The organism is Aquisphaera insulae, from assembly GCF_011064615.1.
Lineage (GTDB): Bacteria > Planctomycetota > Planctomycetia > Isosphaerales > Isosphaeraceae > Aquisphaera > Aquisphaera insulae.
Genome location: NZ_JAALJH010000081.1, coordinates 20,944 through 41,564 on the forward strand (window position 1 = coordinate 20,944; position 20,621 = coordinate 41,564).

Here is a 20,621-nt window from a genome sequence, read left to right on the forward strand (position 1 = left end):
TGGCGAGGACGGATTGGTAGAATCGGGCCCTGGAAATGGGCCGAAGCTTCTCCGAGGCCCGGCGTCGGCCGGGCCCCGAGGATGCATCCAGGCGGGCCACCGGGGGGTGGCGATCGTGCGAGCACCCGGGAGCCGCGGGCGATGGCGGATGATCCGATTTCGAGTGGAGAGCCGGGGCGCCGGAAGAAGGTCTATATCGAGACCGTCGGCTGCCAGATGAACCTGCTGGACAGCGAGCTCGTGATCGCCCGCCTCCGCGACGAGGGCTATGAGCTGACGACCGACATCGACCAGGCCGATACGATCCTCTACAACACCTGCTCCGTCCGGCAGCATGCCGAGGACAAGACGTACAGCGCCCTCGGCCGGATCAAGCACATCAAGAAGCGAAGGCCGGAGGTCGCCGTCGGGGTCCTCGGGTGCATGGCCCAGAAGGACCAGGGGGCCATCCTCAGGCGGGCCCCGCACGTGGACGTGATCATCGGCCCGGGGCAGATCGGCCGGGTGCCGGAGCTCCTCGAGAAGGCGAAGGCGGAGGGGGCGCCCCAGCTCGCCCTCAGCCTGGCCCGCACCGCCGGGTCGCGAGAGACCATCTCGGCCAGCTTCGAAGGCTACGACCCCGACCGCGAGCCGGCGATGAGGCCCAGCCCCTTCCAGGCCTTCGTCCGGGTGATGATGGGCTGCGACAAGTTCTGCACGTACTGCATCGTGCCGTCGGTCCGCGGCCCGGAGCAGAGCCGGCCGCCGGCCGCGATCGTCGCCGAGGCCCGCCAGCTCGCCGCCCAGGGGGTGAAGGAGATCACGCTCCTGGGCCAGACCGTCAATAGCTACAAGTTCCGCGAGGGGGACGGCCGGACGACGCGGCTGTCCGACCTGCTCTACGCCCTGGACGAGATCCCGGGCGTGGAGCGGATCAAGTTCATCACGAGCTTCCCCAACGACATGACGGACGACCTGCTCCAGGCCGTCCGCGACCTGCCCACGGCCTCGCGCTACATCCACGTCCCCGCCCAGAGCGGCTGCGACGAGGTCCTCCGCCGGATGAAGCGGATGTACTCGTCGTCGTTCTACGAGGAGATGCTGGCCCGGATGAAGGAGACGATCCCGGGCGTGGCGGTCTCCAGCGACTTCATCGTCGGCTTCTGCGGGGAGTCCGAGGAGTCGTTCGAGCGGACCGTGGGCCTGGTGGAGAGGTCCAGGTTCAAGAATAGCTTCATCTTCAAGTACAGCCGGCGGCAGGGGACGAGGGCCGACGCACTCTTCCCGGACGACGTCCCCGAGGAGGTGAAGAAGCGGCGGAACAACGACCTGCTGGCGATCCAGACCGCGATCAGCCTGGAAGACAATCGCAGGCTCATCGGGACCACGGACGTGGTCCTGGTCGAGGGCCCGAGCCGATCGACGGCGCGTCGCGAGGGCTGGGACGGGATGAGCCAGTGGATGGGGCGGACCGCCTGCGATCGGATCGTGGTCTTCGAGGGGAGCGAAGGGCTGGCCGGCCGCTTCGTCCGGGTCAGCATCGAGGACGCGAGCGCCGTGACGCTCTTCGGCCGGGTTTCGGCCGAGGACCGTGCCGGCATCCCGGCGTGAAGGGAGTGGCGATGACGAGCCAGCTCCGAGAGCTGGTGCTCTGCTGGATGGCCTGGGGGGGGATCGACGAGGGGCTCGCACCCGGCGCGGAGGCGCTGGAGGCGGGGTTCGGCGACGTGGACTCTCCCACCCGTGCGGGCGCCGAGCCCAGGGCGATCGACGGCTGGGAGCATCGCCACGCCTACCGGCTGCCTCCCGGCCTGCGCGCCTGGCTGATGCTCTCCAACGGCCTGTACCTGGACGGCCCCCTGATCCACCCGATCTCGGCGATCGGCCCGATGGTCGTCTTCTCGAGGATGGATGACCTGCTGGTCCAGCCCGAGAGCTGGTTCGAGATCGGCAACCCCAACGTGGAGACGGTCTGCATCGACCTGGCCTATCGCTGGCCGGGAGGCGGCTCTCCGATCTTCACGTCGGGCGATCCGGGCTCGGGCTCGCCACCCCGGATCATCGCCCGCAGCTTCGAGGAGTGGTTCCTGGAATTGCTCCGCCAGGGGGGGCGCGAGTACTGGCTGGCCCCCGACTTCATCGGCCTGGGAGACCCCTGGCAGGCGCATCGGCGATTCACCCCGCCGCCGGAGCTGCCGGAGCGACTGAGGCCATTCGCCGGCCCGGCCGCGCGGCTCATGCACGCCCGCGCCGACGACCGCGAGGCCGCCGAGTCCCTGGGGCTGAGCGCCGAGGACGTCGAGCTCCTCTTCCGACACCTCCAGCACGTCTCCCCCGATCTCTCGCCGAAGTGAAATCATGAATCAATGGTCGCCCGCCTATCGTGACGACCCTGAGCTCCTCAGGGGCTGGTTCAGGGCGCTCGGCATCCGCGACACCGAGCATGCCCGCGGCGTCTTCCAGGACCTGATGGCGCACGCCGGCCCCGACGGCCTGGAGCTGGTGGATCGGATCGCCGTCCAGCTCCTGGACGTCCTGCCGCGGAGCCCGGAGCCGGCCATGGCCCTGGCCAACCTGGAGCGGTTCATCGCCGCCCGGTCCGACCCCGTGCCGACCCTCCGCACGCTGGCGGAGAACGCCAAGACCACCGAGGTCCTGCTCCAGGTCTTCAGCACCAGCCAGCATTTCAGCGAGCTGTTCATCCGCGATCCGTCCCTGATCGACTGGCTCCGCCGCGGGGCCGGTCGCCGCGATCGGGCGGCCCTGATCGAGGACCTCTGGAACGAGCTGGGCGTGGCGGCCACGGACCGCGACCGTTCGCTCGTCATCCGCCGCTTCCGGCTCCGCGAGTCGCTGCGGATCGGCTACAACGACATCGTCCGCGGCTTCCCCCTGGAGCTCATCACCCTGGACCTGTCGAACCTCGCCGATGCCTGCACCGAGGCCGCGGTGCGGCTGGCGCGGGCCTCGGCGGAGGAGCGATTCGGTACGCCCCGCCGCAAGGACGGCGCCCCGGCGAGGTTCGTGGTGCTGGGCCTGGGCAAGCTCGGCGGCCGGGAGCTCAATTACAGCTCGGACATCGACCTGATCTTCCTCTACGACGAGGGCGGGAGCACCGACGGCCCCCGCGTCGTGTCCAACGCCGAGTTCTTCGCCAGGATGGGGACCGAGGTGGTCCGCCTCCTCGCGGAGCACACCGAGCTGGGCGTGGCCTATCGCGTTGACATGCGGCTCCGGCCCGACGGCGAACAGGGGGCCCTCGCCAGCTCGTTCGACGCCACCATGGGCTATTACGTCACCCGGGGACGCACCTGGGAGCGGCAGGCCCTGATCAAGTGCCGCCCGGTGGCCGGCGATCTCGACCTGGGCGGGACGTTCCTCGAGGCGATCACGCCATTCGTCTATCGCCGCTACCTGGGGGCCGCGGAGATCTCCGAAATCAAGGCCCTCAAGCGGCGGATCGAGCAGCGGACCGTGAGCGCGGGGCGCGACCGGTTCGAGGTGAAGACCGGACACGGCGGGATCCGCGACGTCGAGTTCGTCGTCCAGTTCCTCCAGCTCCTCCACGGCGGCGAGTACCCCGTCGTCCGTTCCGCGAACACCCTGACGGCGATCCACAACCTGGAGCAGGTCGGGAGCCTGACGACCGACGAGCGGAGCATCATGGACGATACCTACCGCTTCCTCCGCCGCCTGGAACACCGGCTCCAGATCCTCTTCGACCGCCAGACCCACGAGATGCCCCGGTCCCTGGACGCGCTCCGCACCCTGGCCATCCGGATGGGATATCGGCCGGCGGCCCCGTTCGAGGACTGGGGGGATCCGGCCCGGAGGTTCTTCGCCGACTACCGCAGCAAGACCGAGCTCAATCGCCGGATCCTCAATCACGTCCTCCACGATGCCTTCCTCGACGAGGATGACGACTCCGCCGTCGACCCCGTGGTCGACCTGGTGCTGGACCCGGACCCGACCGAGGATCACATCGCGGAGGTCCTGGGGCGGTATCCCTTCCGGGACCTGGCGACGGCCTACCACAACCTCATGGCCCTGGCCCGGGAGGACTTCCCCTTCCTATCGCACGCGAGGTGCCGCCACTTCCTGGCGGCGATCGCCCCCCGACTCCTCCAGGCCGTGGGCCGCACCGCGGATCCGGACATGACGCTGACGAACCTGGAGAAGGTCTCGGCCTCGCTGGGGGCCAAGGCGATCCTCTGGGAGCTGTTCAACTTCAATCCCCCCAGCCTCAAGCTCTACGTGGACCTCTGCGCGACCAGCCAGTTCCTGTCGCAGATCCTCATCAGCAATCCCGGGATGATCGACGACCTGATGGATTCGCTGGTCGTCGACCGGCCGGTACCCGGGTCGGCGGTCAAGGCGGAGCTGGCGGAGCTCACCTCGGGGGCGACCGCCCTCAGCCACATCATCTGGAGCTTCCGCAACAAGGAGTGGATCCGGATCGGGACCCGGGACATCCTGGGCCGCGAGCCGATCCGCCAGGTCACGCGGGAGCTGGCCGAGGCGGCCGAGGCGATCGTCGGCCAGGTGGCCCGCGACCAGTGGCAGCAGAGCGTCCTGAGGCATGGGATCCCCCAGCGGAGCAGCGACGGCCGCCGCGACCGCTGGGCGATCCTGGGCCTGGGCAAGCTCGGCGGCCGAGAGCTGAACTACCACAGCGACCTCGACCTGGTCTTCCTCCACGAGGAGGACGGGAAGAGCGCCGGCCCGGAGCGGGTCATCTCCAACGACCAGCTCTTCGCCGAGGCGGCGCAGCGCGTCCTCCGGGCCCTGTCGGGGGACGCCTCGACCGGCGCCGTGTATCACGTGGACACCCGGCTTCGCCCCTACGGCGCCTCCGGCCCCCTGGCCGTGACCCTCTCGCGGTTCCGCGAGTACTTCGAGGTCTCGGCCCAGACCTGGGAGTGGCTGGCGCTCACCCGGGCCCGGGTCATCCATGCGACGGGGGGGTTCGGCCGGGCGGTCGGCGACATGCTCCGCGGCCTCTTCGCCCGCCGTTTCGACCGCGCGGCCGTCGCGGCGGACGTGATCGCGATGCGACGGAAGCTCGAGCGGGCCAGCTCACGGAGCGTCATGAAGCGGGGCATCGGCGGCCTGGTGGATGTGGAGTTCATCGTCCAGTATCTCATGCTCATCCACGCCGCGGATCAGCCCGAGCTGGTACGGCCGAACGTGTGGGAGGCGCTCGATGCCCTGGGTCGCGTCGGCCTCGTGCCGGACCCGATGCTGGCCCACCTCCGCGAGGCCTACGACTTCCTCCGCACCGTCGAGGGCCGGCTGCGGCTGATCTACAACCGGGCCGGCGCCGACCTGCCCGACGATCACGACGAGCTGCTCGGCCTGGCCCGCCGGCTCGGATACGATCGGCCCGGAGTCGGCGACCCGGTGGCCGTCTTCCTGGCCGATGCGGCCCGGCACGGCGTCCGCGTCCGGTCGGCCTTCGAGGCCCTTGTGGGGCCCGGCACGGCCGGCGGTTAGCTCAGGGCCCCGACGGCCTCCTCGGTCGCCAGTTGCCCCCCAGGTCCAGGATCTCGTGCGGGTGGAAGTTGGCCTTGTAGGCCAGCGAGGCGCATTCGGCCACCCAGTAGCCGAGGTAGACGTGGGGCAGCGCACGCCTCCTGGTCTCTTCGATCAGGGTGAGGACGTTCCAGGTCCCCAGGCCGCGGCGCGAGTCGGCCGGGTCGTGGACGAAGTAGATCGCCGACAGCCCGACGGGCAGCGGATCGACGAAGCCCAGGCCGGCGAGCCGGCCGTCGATGCGGAAGGCCCATTCCTCCGTCGGGATGGGATTGTCCACGAACGACTCGGCATAGCTCAGCGGATCAACCTGGCGCTCCCGCCATCCGCGGGTCTCGGCCCGGTGGTCGTGGAACCGCTGGTACAGGTCGAGCCGTTCCGGCGTGATCCGGGGGGGCCCGATCTCCAGGCTCACGCTTCCTTCGTTGAGCTTGCGGTTCCTCGACTGGCTGCGATTGGGGTGGAACCGGCTCGCGTCCACGCGGAGCGAGCGGCAGGCGTCGCAGAGCCGGCAGCGGGGCCGGAAGAGCATGTGCCCGAACCGCCGCCAGCCGGCGAGCATCACGGTCGCGTACTCGTCGGCCGTCAGCTCGGAGACGTAGTCGTACTCCATCCGGGCCATCCGGCCCGGGAGATAGCTGCAGGGCTCGTCGGGGGCGAGAATCCGGAAAGTCGATGGCAATGGATTGGACCTTCGGTCCTCGTGTGCGGTCGATGGAGCCAGGGTGTCCGCGGGTCGCTCGATTATACGACCGCGATCCTCGCTCCGCCCGATCGACCGCCGCGAAGGCGTCGGGATCCTCGTCCAGGAGTCGCGTCAGCCGGGCGAGGAGCGGAAGAACCGCGCCATCGCGGCCCGGCCGCGCGCCATGCCACCGTCGCGACCGAACAGCGCGTCGCGGAGGCCGCGGGCCCGATTCTGCAGGCTCCAGCCCAGGCTCGCCTGCATCTCCGCGATCGCGGCCTCCTGGTCCCGGACGAGGCCGGAGAGCCTGCGTCCCTCCTCGATCCCGAGCCGGACCCGCTCCTCGGCCCGGTCGAGCTTCTCCTCGAGCTGCCCCTTCTCCGCCGCGATCCGCCCCATTTCGGACGCGATCCGCCCCTTTTCGGACGCGATCCGGACGATCTCCGCGGCGTACCGCCGATTCTCCTCGCCCACCGAGTCGAGCCTCGCCACGAGGTTGTCGCACTCCTCTCGGAGGATCCGATAGGCCTCGTCGGCCGCCCCGAGCGCGTTGATCCCGGTCAGGACCTCGTCGAGGCGAGCATGGACCCCCTCCTGGAGCGAGCGGATCCGCGCGAGCTCGCGGCCCTGCTCCGCCGCGACGGCCTCGACCACGGCCCTGACGGCGTGATCCAGCACCGCCTCGCCGAGCCGAGAATAGGAGGCGCGAATCTCGTCGCGCGCCGGGCGATCCGAGCCCTCTTTCAGCAGGCCCGACAGGCGGTCGGGGACCCGGCCCACCGCGACGACGCCCAGGCCGTAGCTGTGGGTGAACTCGAAGGCCGGATGCCGATCGGAGAGCTCCGAGAAGAGCCGATAGACGCCGAATCCCCGGTCCCGGACGTCCGTGTCGTGGAAGAGGACGACGGCATCCTCGGAGAGCTTGGGGGACCAGGTCTCGAAATCGTGCTTCACGGCCTCGTAGGTGTGCAGGCCGTCGATATGGAGCAGGTCGATCGAGCCGTCCGGGAAGCGATCCACGGCCTCGTCGAAGAGGCAGCGATGGAGGGTGGAGAAGTGGGCGTAGTGGTTCCGATTGCGGCAATCGACCGCCTCGTAGATCTCGTCCCCGTAATGGCCGGCCTGGTCGTCGCCGCGCCACGAATCCACCGAGTGGCAGAGCGTCGGCAGGGCCAGGCGGCTCACCGCCTGACAGAAGGCGAAATAGGAGTTGCCGGAGTGGGTCCCCAGCTCGACCAGGCAGCGCGGGCGGATCGCCTCGACCAGCCAGAAGGCGAAGGGGATGTGGCCGACCCAGGCATGAGGATCGGCGACGTGCTCCGGCGCCCAGAATGAGGCCGGGGAGAGATGGGAAGGGTGCTCCATGATCGCTACTCGACTTTCCTGCCCCGGGCCCTGTCATTTCGATACGTCAATCTTCACGCGATTGATCTTCGGCCTCGTCGCCGACGCTCGGCCCGCCGCCCCGTCAAGATTCGAGGCGACGTGCAACGGCATCGCGGTGCGAGACCGCGTGCGGGCCATGCCCGGCCGCGTCCGCCGCATGTCGCTCGACGCGTGCCGTCCGGCTCCTCCTCGGCGACGCCGGCAGGGCCCTGAGGATCGTCCGCGGCCCCCGCGATCGGGGATCGTCCGCCAGGGGATCGAACGGGTCCCCCCCGGCGATGCGGGCCCGGTGACGCTCGAGGAATCTCAGCTCGTCCTCGCGCGTGGGCCGCCCCAGCACGCCGTGGTGACGCTCCGTCCCCACGCCCGCCATGCCGAGCACCGCGTAGACGTCCAGGATCACCTTGTACCCCGCCTCCGCGGCCCTGAGGCAGTAGTCCGCGTCGTGCAGGCCGGCCTCGAATCGGGGGTCGAATCCGCCCAGCTCTTCCAGGACCGAGGCCCTCGTGAGGAGGCACGCGGCGCTCACCGCGGAGACGTCATGGCTGGCGAGTAGCTCTCCCACGTTGCCCGGGTTGCGGCCCGCGATCCAGTGCCGAAAGGGCGAACCGCGTCGGCAGGCCGTCACGCGGCCATCGCCGCGGATGGAAAGGCCCGCGTGCTCCACGTCCTGGCGCTCGTTGAGGAGTAGCGGGCCGACAACCCCGACGTCGGGGCGGTCGGCGAAGCCGAGCATGTGCTCCAGCCACCCCGGGTCGCTCGCGCGGATCGAGTCGTCGAGGAGGAGGTAATGCGTGTAGCCGCCGCCGAGTTGGGCGATCGCCTCGCTGACGCGGGCGGCCGCCCCCTGCCCCTTCGGCGCGTCGAGCGTGATCACCTCCGCGAGCGACCGGTCGACGGTCCGCTCGAGGCCGGCGAGGCACTCATCCAGCCGCCGCGGATCGGAGGGAGAGACCAGGATCGCGATCCGGCCCCCCGCCGCGGCCGGGTAGCGGATGTCGCGATGATTGAAGTGGATCCGGTCCTGGATCTCCGCCCGCTGCTCGGTCCTGAGGAAATGGCGCTCCAGGGCCGCACGCGAGGCGTCCGTGCACTCGTCCATCTTGCGGTGCCCCAGGCTGCCGGGATGGGTCCGCCAGCGGTAGAGGACCTCCGGGACGTGGCAGATGCTCTCGCAGGCCTCGACGAGCCTGAGGTTCATGTCCACATCCTGAGAGATCGTCATGCCTTCATGAAGGCCGCCCAGGGCCCGGACGATCTCCGCGCGGGCCGCGACCAGGTGGACGAAGTAGGGGTGCCCCAGGTAATGGTCGTACGAGAAGTCGGGCCGGAGGTCGACCCGGATGACCTTCTCGAGCCGCTCGCCGGCGATCGCCTCGTCGCTGTAGAGCATGTCCGGCCGATCCCGGAGGATGGCCTCCGCGAACGCCTGGAGGGCGTGGGGCTCGAGCGCGTCGTCGTGATCCATGAAGACGATGTAGTCCCCGGCCGCGGTCGAGATCCCGCGATTCGTCGCCGCCGCCACGCCCTTGTTCGCCTCGGCGTGGACCACGACCATCCGCGAGTCGCGCGACGCCCGCTCGTCGAGGGTGTGGCGCACGTGGGGCGACGGGCTGGCGTCGTCGACGCAGATCAGCTCCCAGTTCGGGTAGGTCTGATCGCGGACGCTATCGATGGCCTGCCGGAGCCAATCCTCGCGCGGCTCGTAGACGGGCATGACGACGGAGAACCGCGGCGCGTCGCCCGGCCATGCCCGGCCCCGGAGGGCGGCAAGTTGGCCCGGAGACGGCGTGGAGCGGCGGAACCGGAGGGCGGCGAGCCGGGGCTGCAGGTTGAGCGAGGGGATCTGGTCGCAGAGGTCCTGGAGCAGGCCGGTTGCCCCTCCCTCGCGGAAGGAGCGCGCGAGCCGCCGCGCCGCGGCCGGGTCACGCCTGAGATGTCCCGCGATCGTCCGGGCGGCTCGCCCCCCCGCCACCGTCCGGCGTGCCAGCCGGGCGACCCCGGCGGAGGCGGGGCCCAGGACGGGTATGGGCTTGATCGCGAGGCGTAGCGCGGAGTAGACGGTCGCCCGCGAGTTCAGGCGACGGAGCGACTTCGCCGACCGGACGGCCGCCGAGCGGGCGCGACCGTAGGCCGGGCCCAGGAGGCGCTTCATCACCCCGACGACGCTGTCGGCGACCCGATAGCGGAGGGGTGCCCTGCCGTGGTGGCCGGCCGGCACCAGGGCGTAGCCGCCCGGCGACGCCGCGTCCTGGGGCGCCGAGGGCAGCCACGGATGTCCGACCGCGTGATAGAGGTGCCGCATACGCCACTCGGCGATGATCCCGCCGTGGCGCTCGTGCAAGCACGTGAACTCGATGTCCTCGTTCGCCGAGCCGCGTGAGATCGATTCGTGATGCGTCCCCTCGACGCTGCCGAGGTAATAGTGGCGATAGCCCGCCGCCAGGGCCCGGAGGCAGATGTCCGCGTCGCCGAACCCGTTCGGGAAGAACCGCTCCTCCAGCCGCCCCAGGGACTCGAACGTCTCGCGGCGGGTCATGGCGCAGGCGAATGTCACGCACATGCTGACCCGTTCGATGTCGACGAACTCCTCGGCGGCGTTGGCGTGTGCGATCAGCGTGTAGCCGGAGCCGTGGACCCGCTCGATGAACCGCACGCCGCCGTGCTGGATCCCCTGGCCGCCGGGGTAATGGAGCTTGATCCCGACGAACCCGGCGGTGCGGTCCGCCAGGAGCTGCATCGCCATGACCTGGAGCGCGCATGGCGTGGACAGCTCGACGTCGTTGTTCATGAACAGCAGGAGGTCCCGATCGAGGCCGAATCGCTCGATCGCCGCGTTGTTCAGCCGGGCGAAGTTGAACGCGCCATGGTCGTCGAGCAGCTCGTATCGGACCGACCGGCGTCTCGCCAGCCACTCCACCAGGCGGGGGCGGGTCTCCGGCCTCGACGAGTTGTTGTTGACGAGGACCACGAGGACGTCGAGGGCATGCTCCTGCACCTCGATCGACTCCAGGCCCTGGATCGTGGTTTCCACCTGGTCCTTGAAGGGGATGACGATCAGGAGGCGGGGCGTCGGCACGCCCGGGAGGTCGGTGATCCAGACGCTGGAGGCGGCGAGCGGATCGGCCTCGGTCGCGACCTTTGCGGTCCAGGAGGCGCCGGGGAAGGCCCGGGGCACATGATCCTCGAGCAGCCGCCGTCGCCTCGCGGCCAGCGTGGCCGGATTCCCGAGCGCGCGGGCGGCGGAGCCGACGCGTCGGTAATAGCCGAAGAGGGCCGCGTGCCGGGCGTTGAGGCGGCCGCTGCGGGCGATTCGCAGCCAGAGGTCATGCTCCTCGACCCCTTCGAGCGCCTCGCGGAAGGCCGGTCCTCCTCCGGAGCATTCCTCCACCAGGTCCCGCCGGACCGCGACCAGCCTGCCGAGGTAGGGCAAGCGGAGGAGCGTGAACGAGTCGAAGGGGGGTTTCAGCAGGATCCTCGTCGGCGCGACCCAGTCCGAATCGATCTCCATCTCGTTGGTGAAGACCAGATTCACGGCCGGGTCTTCGTGCAGGTGCCTGGCGAGCAGCCCCAGGGCCATCGGGTGGAGGACCCCGTCGCCATCGATCGGGACGAGGCATCCGCCGGTCGCCGCGGAGAGCCCGAGGTTCTTCGCGTGGCTGGCGCCCCGCGCGATCTCCGAGGCGATCACGCGGATCCGCGGGTCGCGTCGCGACCAGGCCCGGGCCAGCTTCAGGTGATCGCGGCGGCTGCTGCCGTCGTCGACCAGGATCAATTCCCAGTCGGGGTACGACTGGCAGCGGCAGGAGAGGATCAACTCCTCGAGGTGACGGGGGGAGGCGTCCCGCAGGGTCGCCAGGAGCGAGAACGTCGGCCGCCCGGCCATCTCCTCGAACCGAGCCCGCTCCATCCGCAGTCCGCGGAGCAGCGACGGGATCTCCTGCTGGTAGGCATCGAAGATCCACGCGTGGGTCCGGAGGAACTTGCCTTCCTCCGCGTGCTCTCCGAGGAGGTCCGCGAAGCCGTCCGATGGGCGTGCCTGGCTAGCCAAGTCTCTCTCCTCATCTGCTGGACTTGCGGCGGTGCGGCCGCCATGGGAGTCCGAAGCGTCCGCAGGGGCCGGGCCGGGCCGCGGGCGGACGCGGCGAGCACCCTGTCGTCCTCCCCCGTTCTCGCCTGCTCCGACGGGTCGGCGGGGAATCTCGCCGGTGGCGCGGCGGCTGGCAAGGTCGCCCCGACGCTCGAGGCGAACCTCGAGCGCGTCGATCATCTGAACATGGCTGTCGCAGGCCCGGACCCGCTTGGGCCGCGCGGCGGGGTCAGTCGCCGCGGGCGATCAGGCGACAGCCCGTGCACTCCATGCCGGGTCCGTCCGGCGGTGAGGTATATTCGCCCGCGGGCGATGAGGCAACCCCGAAAACCGGCGGAGCGGGCCCGCTCTCGCAAGCATCACCTCACGTGATGACCTCGCCCAACCTGTTCTCCTTGACCTGCACGGAAGTCGCGTTAATCTCACCGGATCATCATGTGGCTCGAGACCCAATCGGAGCCACCCTCGCCCCGCTCCCCCCGGTCGCGGAGGTTGCGGGAGGGGAGCGAGGCGGATGCGGGCCGATGCTCCCGAGGGATCCGGCAGGCGTCCGATACGTCATCGGCGCGGGGTCGCCCCGGGATTCCAGGAAGAAAACGGGGCAAGGATGAACGAGAGCGATCAAACCGTCGTGTCGCCATCGCGCCTGCCGGGCCTTCGCGGCCGCGCGGGGACGACCCTGAAGCGAGGAATGAGGAGGCTCTTCCCGGGCCGTTCAGGGCCCGGACCCGACGTGGGGCACACGCCCGCGGTTCCGCCCCAGCCCGAAGCCGAGGCTCCGCCCCAGGTCGCCAATCCGAACCCGCCGGAGGCGGGCATCCTCACCGAGGAGATGCTCCGGCTCAACGGCGAGGCCGCGTCCGCGGAAGGGGTCGTCGCCGCGGTCCACCCCCAGGACTTCATCTACTGGTTCATCTGCCGCCATCCCAACCTCACCCTGCCGGCGGCGACCTCGTACTACTTCTCGGACGGGGCTTCGTCCGCCAGGAAGCTGGACGAGATCGTCTCGGAGCTCGGCTATCCCGCGGACGGGCCGGTGAAGCTCCTGGAATTCGCCTCGGGCTACGGCTGCGTGACGCGTCACCTCAAGCAAAACCCGCGATGGGACCTGACGAGCTGCGACATCCATCGCGAGGCCATCGAGTTCCTGGAAGGGCCGATCGGCGTCCGCACGCTCCAGTCCACCAGCCAGCCCGAGCAGTTCGCCGCGCCGGTGGCGTACGACATCGTCTTCGCCCTCTCGTTCTTCTCCCACATGCCGCGATCTTCATTCGGACGCTGGCTGAAGGCGCTCTATTCCACGCTCAAGAGCCCCGGCTACCTGATCTTCACCACCCACGGCGTGAAGAGCTCCGTGGCCTTCGGCATCACCCCCGAGGATATCCCAGCCGACGGATTCCTGTTCCGGGCCAACAGCGAGCAGGACGACCTGGACACGGTCGAGTACGGGTCGACCCTCTCCACGCCCCAGTTCGTGATCCAGGAGCTCTTCCGATCGGTCGGCGCCCCGATCGCCCGGTTCCGCGAGGCCGCATGGTGGGGCCACCAGGACCTCTGGGTCGTCAAGAAGGTCGACTGACGACGGCTGTCTCTCCGAACAACAAGAGCCGGGTGACGCATCGAAGTGCGTCACCCGGCTCTTCGGCTTTGGGGCCCGAGGGATTTCCTGGCGATCACGCGGACTGGCGAGCCGGCGGCACGTCCGAGCCGGCGGCGGGGGTCGTGGTCCGGATCGAGGCGCGAAGGGCCCGCGAGCAGACCCGGGCGGCCTTGGTGGCATCCAGCCGCCGCTTGAACAGCCGGCTGGCGCGGCGGCCGTGGTCGGCGGCCAGCCCGGGGTCCTTGAGGTATCGCAGCATGGCCGCGGCGAGCGAGACGGTCAGGCTCCCTCCCCCCTCCTGGTCGGAGAGGATGGCACCGGCCCCCTCGGCCTCGACGGAGATCGAGTCGTCGAGCGGCCCGGCCGCGATGATCGGGATGCCGTATCCGAGCGCGAATGCGGCTTCCAGGCGGATCGCCTCCGCCGAGTCGCCCCCCAGCGACAGGAGGACGTCGCAGTCGGCGAGCGCGGCGAGCCGATCCATGCGACCTCCGCGGAGGACCAGGGCTCGGGACTCGCGGATCACCTCGGGCGGGATCGAGCCGGCGGCCTGATCCGCCACCAGGACGAGGCGAGCCCGGCGACCGGACCGGTCCTCGGCCGGGAGGGCGTTGAGGATCTCGGCCGCGACGACGGCGCGGTGCCAGGCCGGATCGGGCGAAGGGGGCCCGACCGTGACGTGGAAGCGGACGTCCCCGTCGTCCCCCTCGTCCCGTCGGCGAGTCGAACCCGGGAGCCGATCCGCGAGCAACCCCATCGGCAGGGGGATCCGCGGCGGGCGATCGTCCGACTCGATCCGGTCCGCGCCGCCGGGGCATGCGTCCGGATCGAAGAAGAGGCCGGACGCCGCGGGGCCGTCCCCGGAAGGGAGATCCGGCGCGGAGGCCGAGTCCTCGGCGCGACCGAACCACGGTATGGCGGCGTTCGCCGCGAGGATACGGGCCAGGCGGCCGGCACCCTCGCCCTGGGCGTGGATCGCGTCGATCCGATGGAACTCGACGAGCTCTCCCAGCAGCCGGAGCCTTCGCTCGCCGCTGTCGGCGAGGAGGGCCTGGCCCTCCGCCCAGGCGGACCAGGTGCTCGGGCCCGGCGTGCCCTCGAGGTAGACGACCCGAGGGTCGATCATCGCCTCCATCCCGGCGTCGATCCGAGACGGGCTCACGTTGCACAGGAAGACCTCGTGCTCCTCCGCGAGCGCGGCCGCGAGGTGGATGGTCGAGATGTTCCCGGCGGTCGCGGTCATGTCGCCCAGGATGATGAGGACCCGAGGCCGGCCGGCCGGGGAGTCGGGGCCCTCCAGGAGTCCCCGCAGGCGCTCCAGGGGCAGCCTCACCGCCGCATGATCGCTCAGCCGCGGGGGCTCGAGCCCGAACTCCCTGGCGAGCGATCCGTACTCCATCATGCTCCGCGCCAGGCTCCCCGCCATCGCGTTCCGGGAGAGCGGGTACATCTCGAAGATCCGCGCCTTCACCTGCAGGGTCTCGGCGGCATACATGTCGCACCGGACCGCCTGGTGCGTCATGGTCTGCTCGTGGCGGCGATAGAGGTTCATCACGTTGGGCAGGTAGGCGATCTTCCCCGACCGGATCTGGAGCGCGTAGAAGAGCCAGTCGCCGGCGAAGCGGTAGCGGGAGAGCTCGTCCGCGAAGTCGAGCCGTTCCGGGCGGCGGAAGACGACCGCGCTGGCGTTGGGCACGGTGTTCTTCTGGCTGAGGGCGAGCTCGACGTCGTCCTCGGCCGTCGCCATGTAGCGGCGGTGCCAGCGGGTCGTCGAGATGTCATCCGTGTGGGCGAGGAACGTGTCGGCCAGCCGCTGACTTTTCGAATCGATCAGGGCGGACTGACAGTAGGCGAGCTTCACCTCGGGGTCGTAGAACTCCGGCACGAGCCGCTCGAGGAAATCGGGCGTGCAGGAATCGTCGGCCTCGGCGATCCAGACGAGGTCACCCGTCGCCATCGAGAGGCCCTTGAGCCACTGGAGGAACGGGCTGCCGTTGTTCTCCTCGTTGACGACGATCTGCATCGGGACCGGGGACTCCTCGGCCAGCCGCCGGGCCACCGCGACGCTGTCGTCGGGCGAGGCGTTGTCGAGGAAGATGATCTCGCAGGGCCGCCGGGACTGGTTGAAGATCCCCCGCAGCCGCTCCTCCAGGTAGGGCGCGTGCCGGTAATTCGGCACGATGACGGAGACCTTCAGCGGCGTCTCGACGTGGTAGCCGTAGTCGTCCCGCAGGGTCCGCACGAATCGGCCCATGAACCGGGGCCAGGTGAACTCGCCGCGGATGATCTCCCGGCCGCGACGGCCCATGGCGGCGGCGCGCTCCGGGTCGCGGAGGAGTCCCAGGATGGCGTCGGCCATCGCCTCCACGTCGAGATACGGCACGCAGACCCCGGCGTCCTGAAGCGCCTCCGGGGCACCGCCGGCCCCCTCGAAGGCCACCGCGGCGAGGCCGCTCTCCATGGCCTCGAGGTTCGCGAACGGGCAAGGATCCTCGCGCGACGTGAGCGCGAAGACGTCCGCCGCCATGAAGTAGGGGACCATGTCGTCGCGGGGGCCGGCGAACAGGAGCCGGCCCGCCGGCAGGCTTCGCTCGATGTCCTGGATGAGCCAGTCCTGGAAGAACGCGTAGGGTCCGCTGCCGATCCAGAGGAAGCGCGCCTCGGCGGCGGGCTCGCCGGGGGACGCCTTCTCGAGCACGCGGCGGCAGACGCGCGAGAACAGGTCAGCCCCCTTGCGGAGCTCGACGGTGCCGCAGGCGAGGACGATGGGCGCGCCGTCGGGGATCTCCAGCTCCGCCCGGACCCTTCGACGGAAGTCCTTCCGCTGCCACTCCAGGTCGCGGGTCCTCGCCTCCAGTCCGTAACGGAAGGTCATGACCCGTGCCGGGTCGACCTCGTATTGCTCGACCAGGACCCGGCGGACGGCCTCCGCCGGGACGATGATGCGGCGGCTCCCCGCGGCGATCCGATCGGTGGCGGTGCGGCCGCCGAAATACTCGATCGAGAGCTGCAGCTCATGGATCCAGGAGAGGACCGGCACGCCGTGGGCCGCGAAGGCCGCGTGGTATCGGTGCATCACGATCGTGTTCAGGATCGCCACGCCGGGGCCCGCGTGGTCGCGGAATCGACGCGCCAGCTCGTCCGGTATGGCCTCGGCGGGGATCCCCGCGGCGATGAGGTCGGAGTGGAACAGGATCGGGGCGACCTCGGCGAACTCCCCCGCCAGCTCTCCCCCGTCCTGCGAGTAGATCCAGCATTCCACCCCGGGGAGCCGGGACAGCTCCCTGGCCAGTTGCACGAAGCAGGCCGGCGCTCCGGTTCGGGTCGCGGAGTGCGAGCCGAGGAGGACCTTGTAATGGCGGCTCCGGCCGTCGCGCGCATGGGCGGCGTGGTAGCGCCAGGGGAGGTCCTCGAAGCGATTCAGGACCGGCGGGGGGGGCGGCTCGACGGGCATCGCGGCCACGGGCGGCGTCGCGGCCGCGGGCGGGTTCGCGGCCCTTCGAATCTTCCGCGCCACTTTCCGGGCGGCCCGGCCCGATGCGACGACCGTGCCGTCGGTCGCGGCCATCTCGAGGAATCTCGAGAGTGCATGCCAGCAACGGCCCGACAGGTGACCCTCGCGGAATAGCCGGCGACGGAGCACACGCGCCTTCTGAAGGAGGATCGACTCCGGCGCCGGTGGCGGCGGCGGTGCGGCCGGAGCAATCGACGCGCGGGTCGCTTCGAGGGCCGCGTGCATCCCCTGCAAGGCCGCGGCCTGCCCCCTGCCCGCCTCACCCAGGCGCGAGTTCTCGAGCCTGAGCTTGAGGATCTCCTCGCGGAGCGCGACGACCGCCGCCTGTTGCAGCACCTGGCCGCCGTCGAGCCCGGGAAGCCGCCGATCCGAAACGGCGTCGCCGCCCCGGATTCCCTCGGAACTGCCTGCAACATCCATGTTTAGCGTGCCTCCAATCCGAGCCGCGGGATTCGCCGCGCGATTCGAGTCCAGGCGGACCGGCGTTGCTCCGTGGCCCCGCGGAGCGCTGGGAAATGGCTCGTGTGCGAGCGAATGCGATGATGGTCCGGGTCGGGATCCTCGACCGTTCCGCCCGGACTTTGACAAGACTGCCCGAGGCTGTCAATCCGAAGGGCGGGAGGCTTGCCGCATCGCCTTTGGGCTGTTAACGTTCACGAACTGAGGGGATCCCGGAACGCCTGGCAGAATGCGCCTTTCATGACGTCTCATCGACCAGAATTCGACGACTTCGCCCGCGTAAGTGGCGGTTCGCGGTGTATTCCCGTCTATCGGCAGCTCACCGGCGACAGCCTGACACCGGTCTCGGCATTCGGCCGGATCGAGCGATCGGCCCCGTCCTTCCTCTTCGAGAGCGTGATCGGAGGCGAGAAGGTCGGCCGCTTCAGCTTCCTCGGCACCGAGCCGTTCCTCAGGTTCGAGGCCAGGGGGCGCGAGGTCGCCGTGGAGGACCTGGTCGACCCGCGGTCGTCCCGCTCGTACAGCTCCGAGGACCCGCTGGCGGACCTCCAGCGGCTCGTGGACCGTTATCACGCCGTCCATCTCCCCGGGCTGCCGCGGTTCGCCGGTGGGGCCGTCGGCTATGCGGCGTACGACGCGGTCCGGTACACGGAGAACCTGCCGTCGGCACCGAAGGACGACCGCGGACTGCCGGACCTGTCGTTCTCGTTCTTCGACCGCATGGTCATCTTCGACCACATCCGCAAGACGGTCCTGGTCGTCGCCCAGGCCCACGTCGAGCCCGGCGCGGATCCGAGGGCGGCCTACGACCTGGCCTGTCGCCGGGTCGACGAGCTGGTGGAGCGGCTTTCCTCGCCGGCCGCGGAGCTGCCGCTCAAGGACCTGGATACCGAGGGGCCGGTCCGGCTCGAACCGAGGTCGAACCTCACCCGCGACGGCTACGAGCAGATCGTCCGCCACTGCCAGGAGTACATCAGGGCCGGCGACATCTTCCAGGTGGTCCCCAGCCAGCGTTTCGAGCTGGAGACCTCGGCCACCCCGTTCAACATCTACCGGGTGCTCCGGGTCGTGAACCCGAGCCCGTTCCTCTTCTATCTCACCTTCGAGGACTTCTCGCTCATCGGCAGCTCGCCGGAGATCCTCGTCCGGGTCGAGGACGGTGAGGTCACCATCCGGCCCCTCGCCGGCACCCGGCGGCGGGGGAAGGACGAGCACGAGGACGCGGCCCTCGCCGAGGAACTGCTGGCCGACCCGAAGGAACGGGCCGAGCATATCATGCTGGTCGACCTGGCCCGGAACGACGTAGGGCAGGTCGCGGATTACAACACGGTCGAGCTCTCCGACGTGATGAGGGTGGAGCGCTACTCGCACGTCATGCACATCACGTCGAACGTCACGGGCAAGCTGCAGGCCGGCAAGACGGCCTTCGACGCGCTTCGTGCCGGCCTGCCCGCGGGGACCGTCTCCGGCGCGCCCAAGGTCCGCGCCATGGAGATCATCGACGAGGTGGAACCGACCCGCCGCGGCCCGTACGCCGGGGCCGTCGGCTACATCGACTTCACGGGCAACATGGACACGTGCATCGCGCTGCGGACCCTCGTCCTGAAGGGGAAGACGGCCTACATCCAGGCCGGCGCGGGGATCGTCTTCGACAGCCATCCCCCCACCGAATTCGAGGAGACCGTGAGCAAGGCTCGCGTCCTCCTGAAGACTATCGAGATCGCCGAATCGCAGCTCTGAACGAGGCGGACTCCACGGTCCCGGAGGGCTCTCGACTCGTCCCGATCATCCGCCGAGATGGGGCTCGATCCAGCGGGAGACGTCCTGGAACACCTGGAGCCGGCCGATCTCGTTGAACGGTTCGTGGAGCATCTTGGGGTAGAGGAGCAGCGTCTTGTCGACCGCGCCGACGCGGTCGTAGAAATCGCGGGTGGCCAGCGGGCTCACCACCGGATCCTGGCCGCCCACGATCATCAGGAGCGGGTGGCGGAGCTCCGGGGCCCGTTCCATGAGCATCTCGCCCCCCTCGACCATCCCGAAGAAGAGCTTCGGACTGATGCGGTTGTGCCGCAACGAGTCGGTGCGATACATCTCCTTCATCGCCGGGTCGCGGGTCATGCTGTCGATCGGGAGGTCGGAGCGGAGGGTGACCCAGGGAGCGACCGAACGGAGCATCTTGCCGAGCCGGAGCTTGGCCGGCGGGACCGGCATGGCGATCCGGATGAACGGGTTGGAGGCGATCACTCCCGCAAGCGAAGACGACGACTCCAGGGCATAACGGAGCACGACCTGCCCGCCGTTGGAGTGTCCCAGGACGAACGCGGGAAGGCCCGGCCGTCGGCCCCGCGCCCACTCGACCACGGCCGCCAGGTCGCCGACGAGGTCCTCGTAGCGGCGGACCACGCCGCGACGCCCGGGACTCATCCCGTGCCCCCGGAAGTCGACGGCCACGAACTCGAGCCCGAGCGGCATCCCGACCGCCTCCGCGATGGGCGCATAGGTCCCGCCGTGCTCCCCGAGCCCATGGGCCACCACCACGACGCCCCGCGGCGACACCACCGGCCAGGTGCGAACCCGAAGGGCGACCCCATCGCGAGAGACCACGGTATCGTGGCACGATTCAGACAAGGTTGCAGGCATCCTTCCCCCCGCCTGGCTCGGACCGTTCACAAGACCTATCCGGATCTCCCCTCTCCGGCTCCGGGCGCAATCTAGCGACGGTCCCGCCGGTCGGCGAGGTCAGTTCGGCAACGATCAGGACATTTTCCACCCCCCGGGGGGGCCGACCGGTTGACGATGCGGACAAAATCCGTTGAATTAACGGGTAGATCAATTGCTGCATGATTCCAGTCGTCTCGCGCAACCTTCTTGAAAGACTCGCTGCGTCATGAAGGAGCATGCATTGACTTCAGACCCAGCCCGATCGACGAGCGGAGAGGCGGGGAACCCTCGCGTCCTGATCGTTGATGACAACCGCGACCTGGCCCTGAGTCTGGCGCGGCTGCTCCAGCTCATGGGCTACGAGGTCCACACGGTCTTCGACGGCCATGATGGGCTGCGGGCCGCGCGGGCGATTGCTCCCCACGCCATCCTGCTGGATATCGGCCTCCCCAACATGGACGGCTACCAGGTGGCCCGGGCCCTTCGGGAAGAAGGGTTCGACGAGACCATGATCATCGCGGTCTCGGGCTACGGGCAGGAGGAGGATCGCCAGCGGTCGCGGCAGGCGGGCATGGATCATCACGTCACCAAGCCGGTCGACGTGAAGACGATCGCGTCCCTCATCGGCAAGCCGGAGTGAGGCGACGTCCCGGGGGTATTACCTCGGCAAGGAAGAAGCTCACCGTAATAGGGTTCTTACCGCCGACAGGGAAGC

The 20,621-nt window shown here is 69.8% G+C and carries 11 protein-coding genes; 6 read left to right on the plus strand and 5 right to left on the minus strand.

Translation table 11 applies throughout. The features are described 5' to 3' along the window. Positions 1-141: 141 nt before the first annotated feature. The 3 genes from miaB to glnE are packed head-to-tail and all read left to right on the plus strand — an operon-like array spanning position 142 to position 5,472. Complete coding sequence (gene miaB, locus G6O54_RS29275; RefSeq protein WP_165231621.1) at positions 142-1,590, plus strand: tRNA (N6-isopentenyl adenosine(37)-C2)-methylthiotransferase MiaB; 1,449 nt, start codon at positions 142-144, stop codon at positions 1,588-1,590. Between the two features lie 11 nt (positions 1,591-1,601). After that, complete coding sequence (locus tag G6O54_RS29280; RefSeq protein WP_165231622.1) at positions 1,602-2,333, plus strand: SMI1/KNR4 family protein; 732 nt, start codon at positions 1,602-1,604, stop codon at positions 2,331-2,333. 4 nt (positions 2,334-2,337) lie between these two features. Next, entirely contained in the window at positions 2,338-5,472 is a 3,135-nt protein-coding gene (gene glnE / locus G6O54_RS29285) for a bifunctional [glutamate--ammonia ligase]-adenylyl-L-tyrosine phosphorylase/[glutamate--ammonia-ligase] adenylyltransferase (protein WP_165231623.1), read from the plus strand. A gap of 1 nt (position 5,473) precedes the next feature. On the opposite strand, the gene G6O54_RS29290 is transcribed toward glnE, so the two are convergent. The 3 genes from G6O54_RS29290 to G6O54_RS29300 form a co-directional block, all read right to left on the minus strand. Beyond that, positions 5,474-6,193, minus strand: coding sequence for an arginyltransferase (locus tag G6O54_RS29290; protein WP_205679078.1), 720 nt, complete (start codon positions 6,191-6,193; stop codon positions 5,474-5,476). A 135-nt stretch (positions 6,194-6,328) separates the two neighbouring features. Further along, the gene (locus tag G6O54_RS29295; RefSeq protein WP_165231625.1) at positions 6,329-7,561 is read right to left on the minus strand and encodes a class I SAM-dependent methyltransferase; all 1,233 of its coding nucleotides are present in this window, start codon (positions 7,559-7,561) and stop codon (positions 6,329-6,331) included. Positions 7,562-7,664: 103 nt separating this feature from the next. After that, a complete protein-coding gene (locus tag G6O54_RS29300; protein ID WP_165231627.1) occupies positions 7,665-11,633 on the minus strand; it encodes a glycosyltransferase in 3,969 nt (1,322 codons plus the stop codon). Between the two features lie 670 nt (positions 11,634-12,303). On the opposite strand from G6O54_RS29300, the gene G6O54_RS29305 reads away from it, so the two are divergent. Then, on the plus strand, positions 12,304-13,251 hold the full coding sequence (locus tag G6O54_RS29305; protein WP_165231629.1) for a class I SAM-dependent methyltransferase: 948 nt from the start codon (positions 12,304-12,306) through the stop codon (positions 13,249-13,251). 94 nt (positions 13,252-13,345) lie between these two features. Here the strand turns inward: G6O54_RS29305 and G6O54_RS29310 are convergent, their stop codons facing one another. Beyond that, the gene (locus tag G6O54_RS29310) at positions 13,346-17,206 is read right to left on the minus strand and encodes a glycosyltransferase (protein ID WP_165231631.1); all 3,861 of its coding nucleotides are present in this window, start codon (positions 17,204-17,206) and stop codon (positions 13,346-13,348) included. 279 nt (positions 17,207-17,485) lie between these two features. Here G6O54_RS29310 and trpE point away from each other — a divergent pair, with 279 nt between their 5' ends. Next, positions 17,486-18,985 (plus strand): anthranilate synthase component I, encoded by a 1,500-nt coding sequence (gene trpE / locus G6O54_RS29315; protein WP_165231634.1) that lies wholly within the window; start codon positions 17,486-17,488, stop codon positions 18,983-18,985. A gap of 45 nt (positions 18,986-19,030) precedes the next feature. Here trpE and G6O54_RS29320 read toward each other — a convergent pair whose 3' ends face one another. Continuing rightward, a complete protein-coding gene (locus tag G6O54_RS29320) occupies positions 19,031-19,873 on the minus strand; it encodes an alpha/beta hydrolase (protein ID WP_250847151.1) in 843 nt (280 codons plus the stop codon). A 274-nt stretch (positions 19,874-20,147) separates the two neighbouring features. On the opposite strand from G6O54_RS29320, the gene G6O54_RS29325 reads away from it, so the two are divergent. Continuing rightward, positions 20,148-20,546, plus strand: a complete 399-nt coding sequence (locus tag G6O54_RS29325; RefSeq protein ID WP_165231640.1) for a response regulator — start codon at positions 20,148-20,150, stop codon at positions 20,544-20,546. The last annotated feature ends 75 nt before the right edge of the window (positions 20,547-20,621 follow it).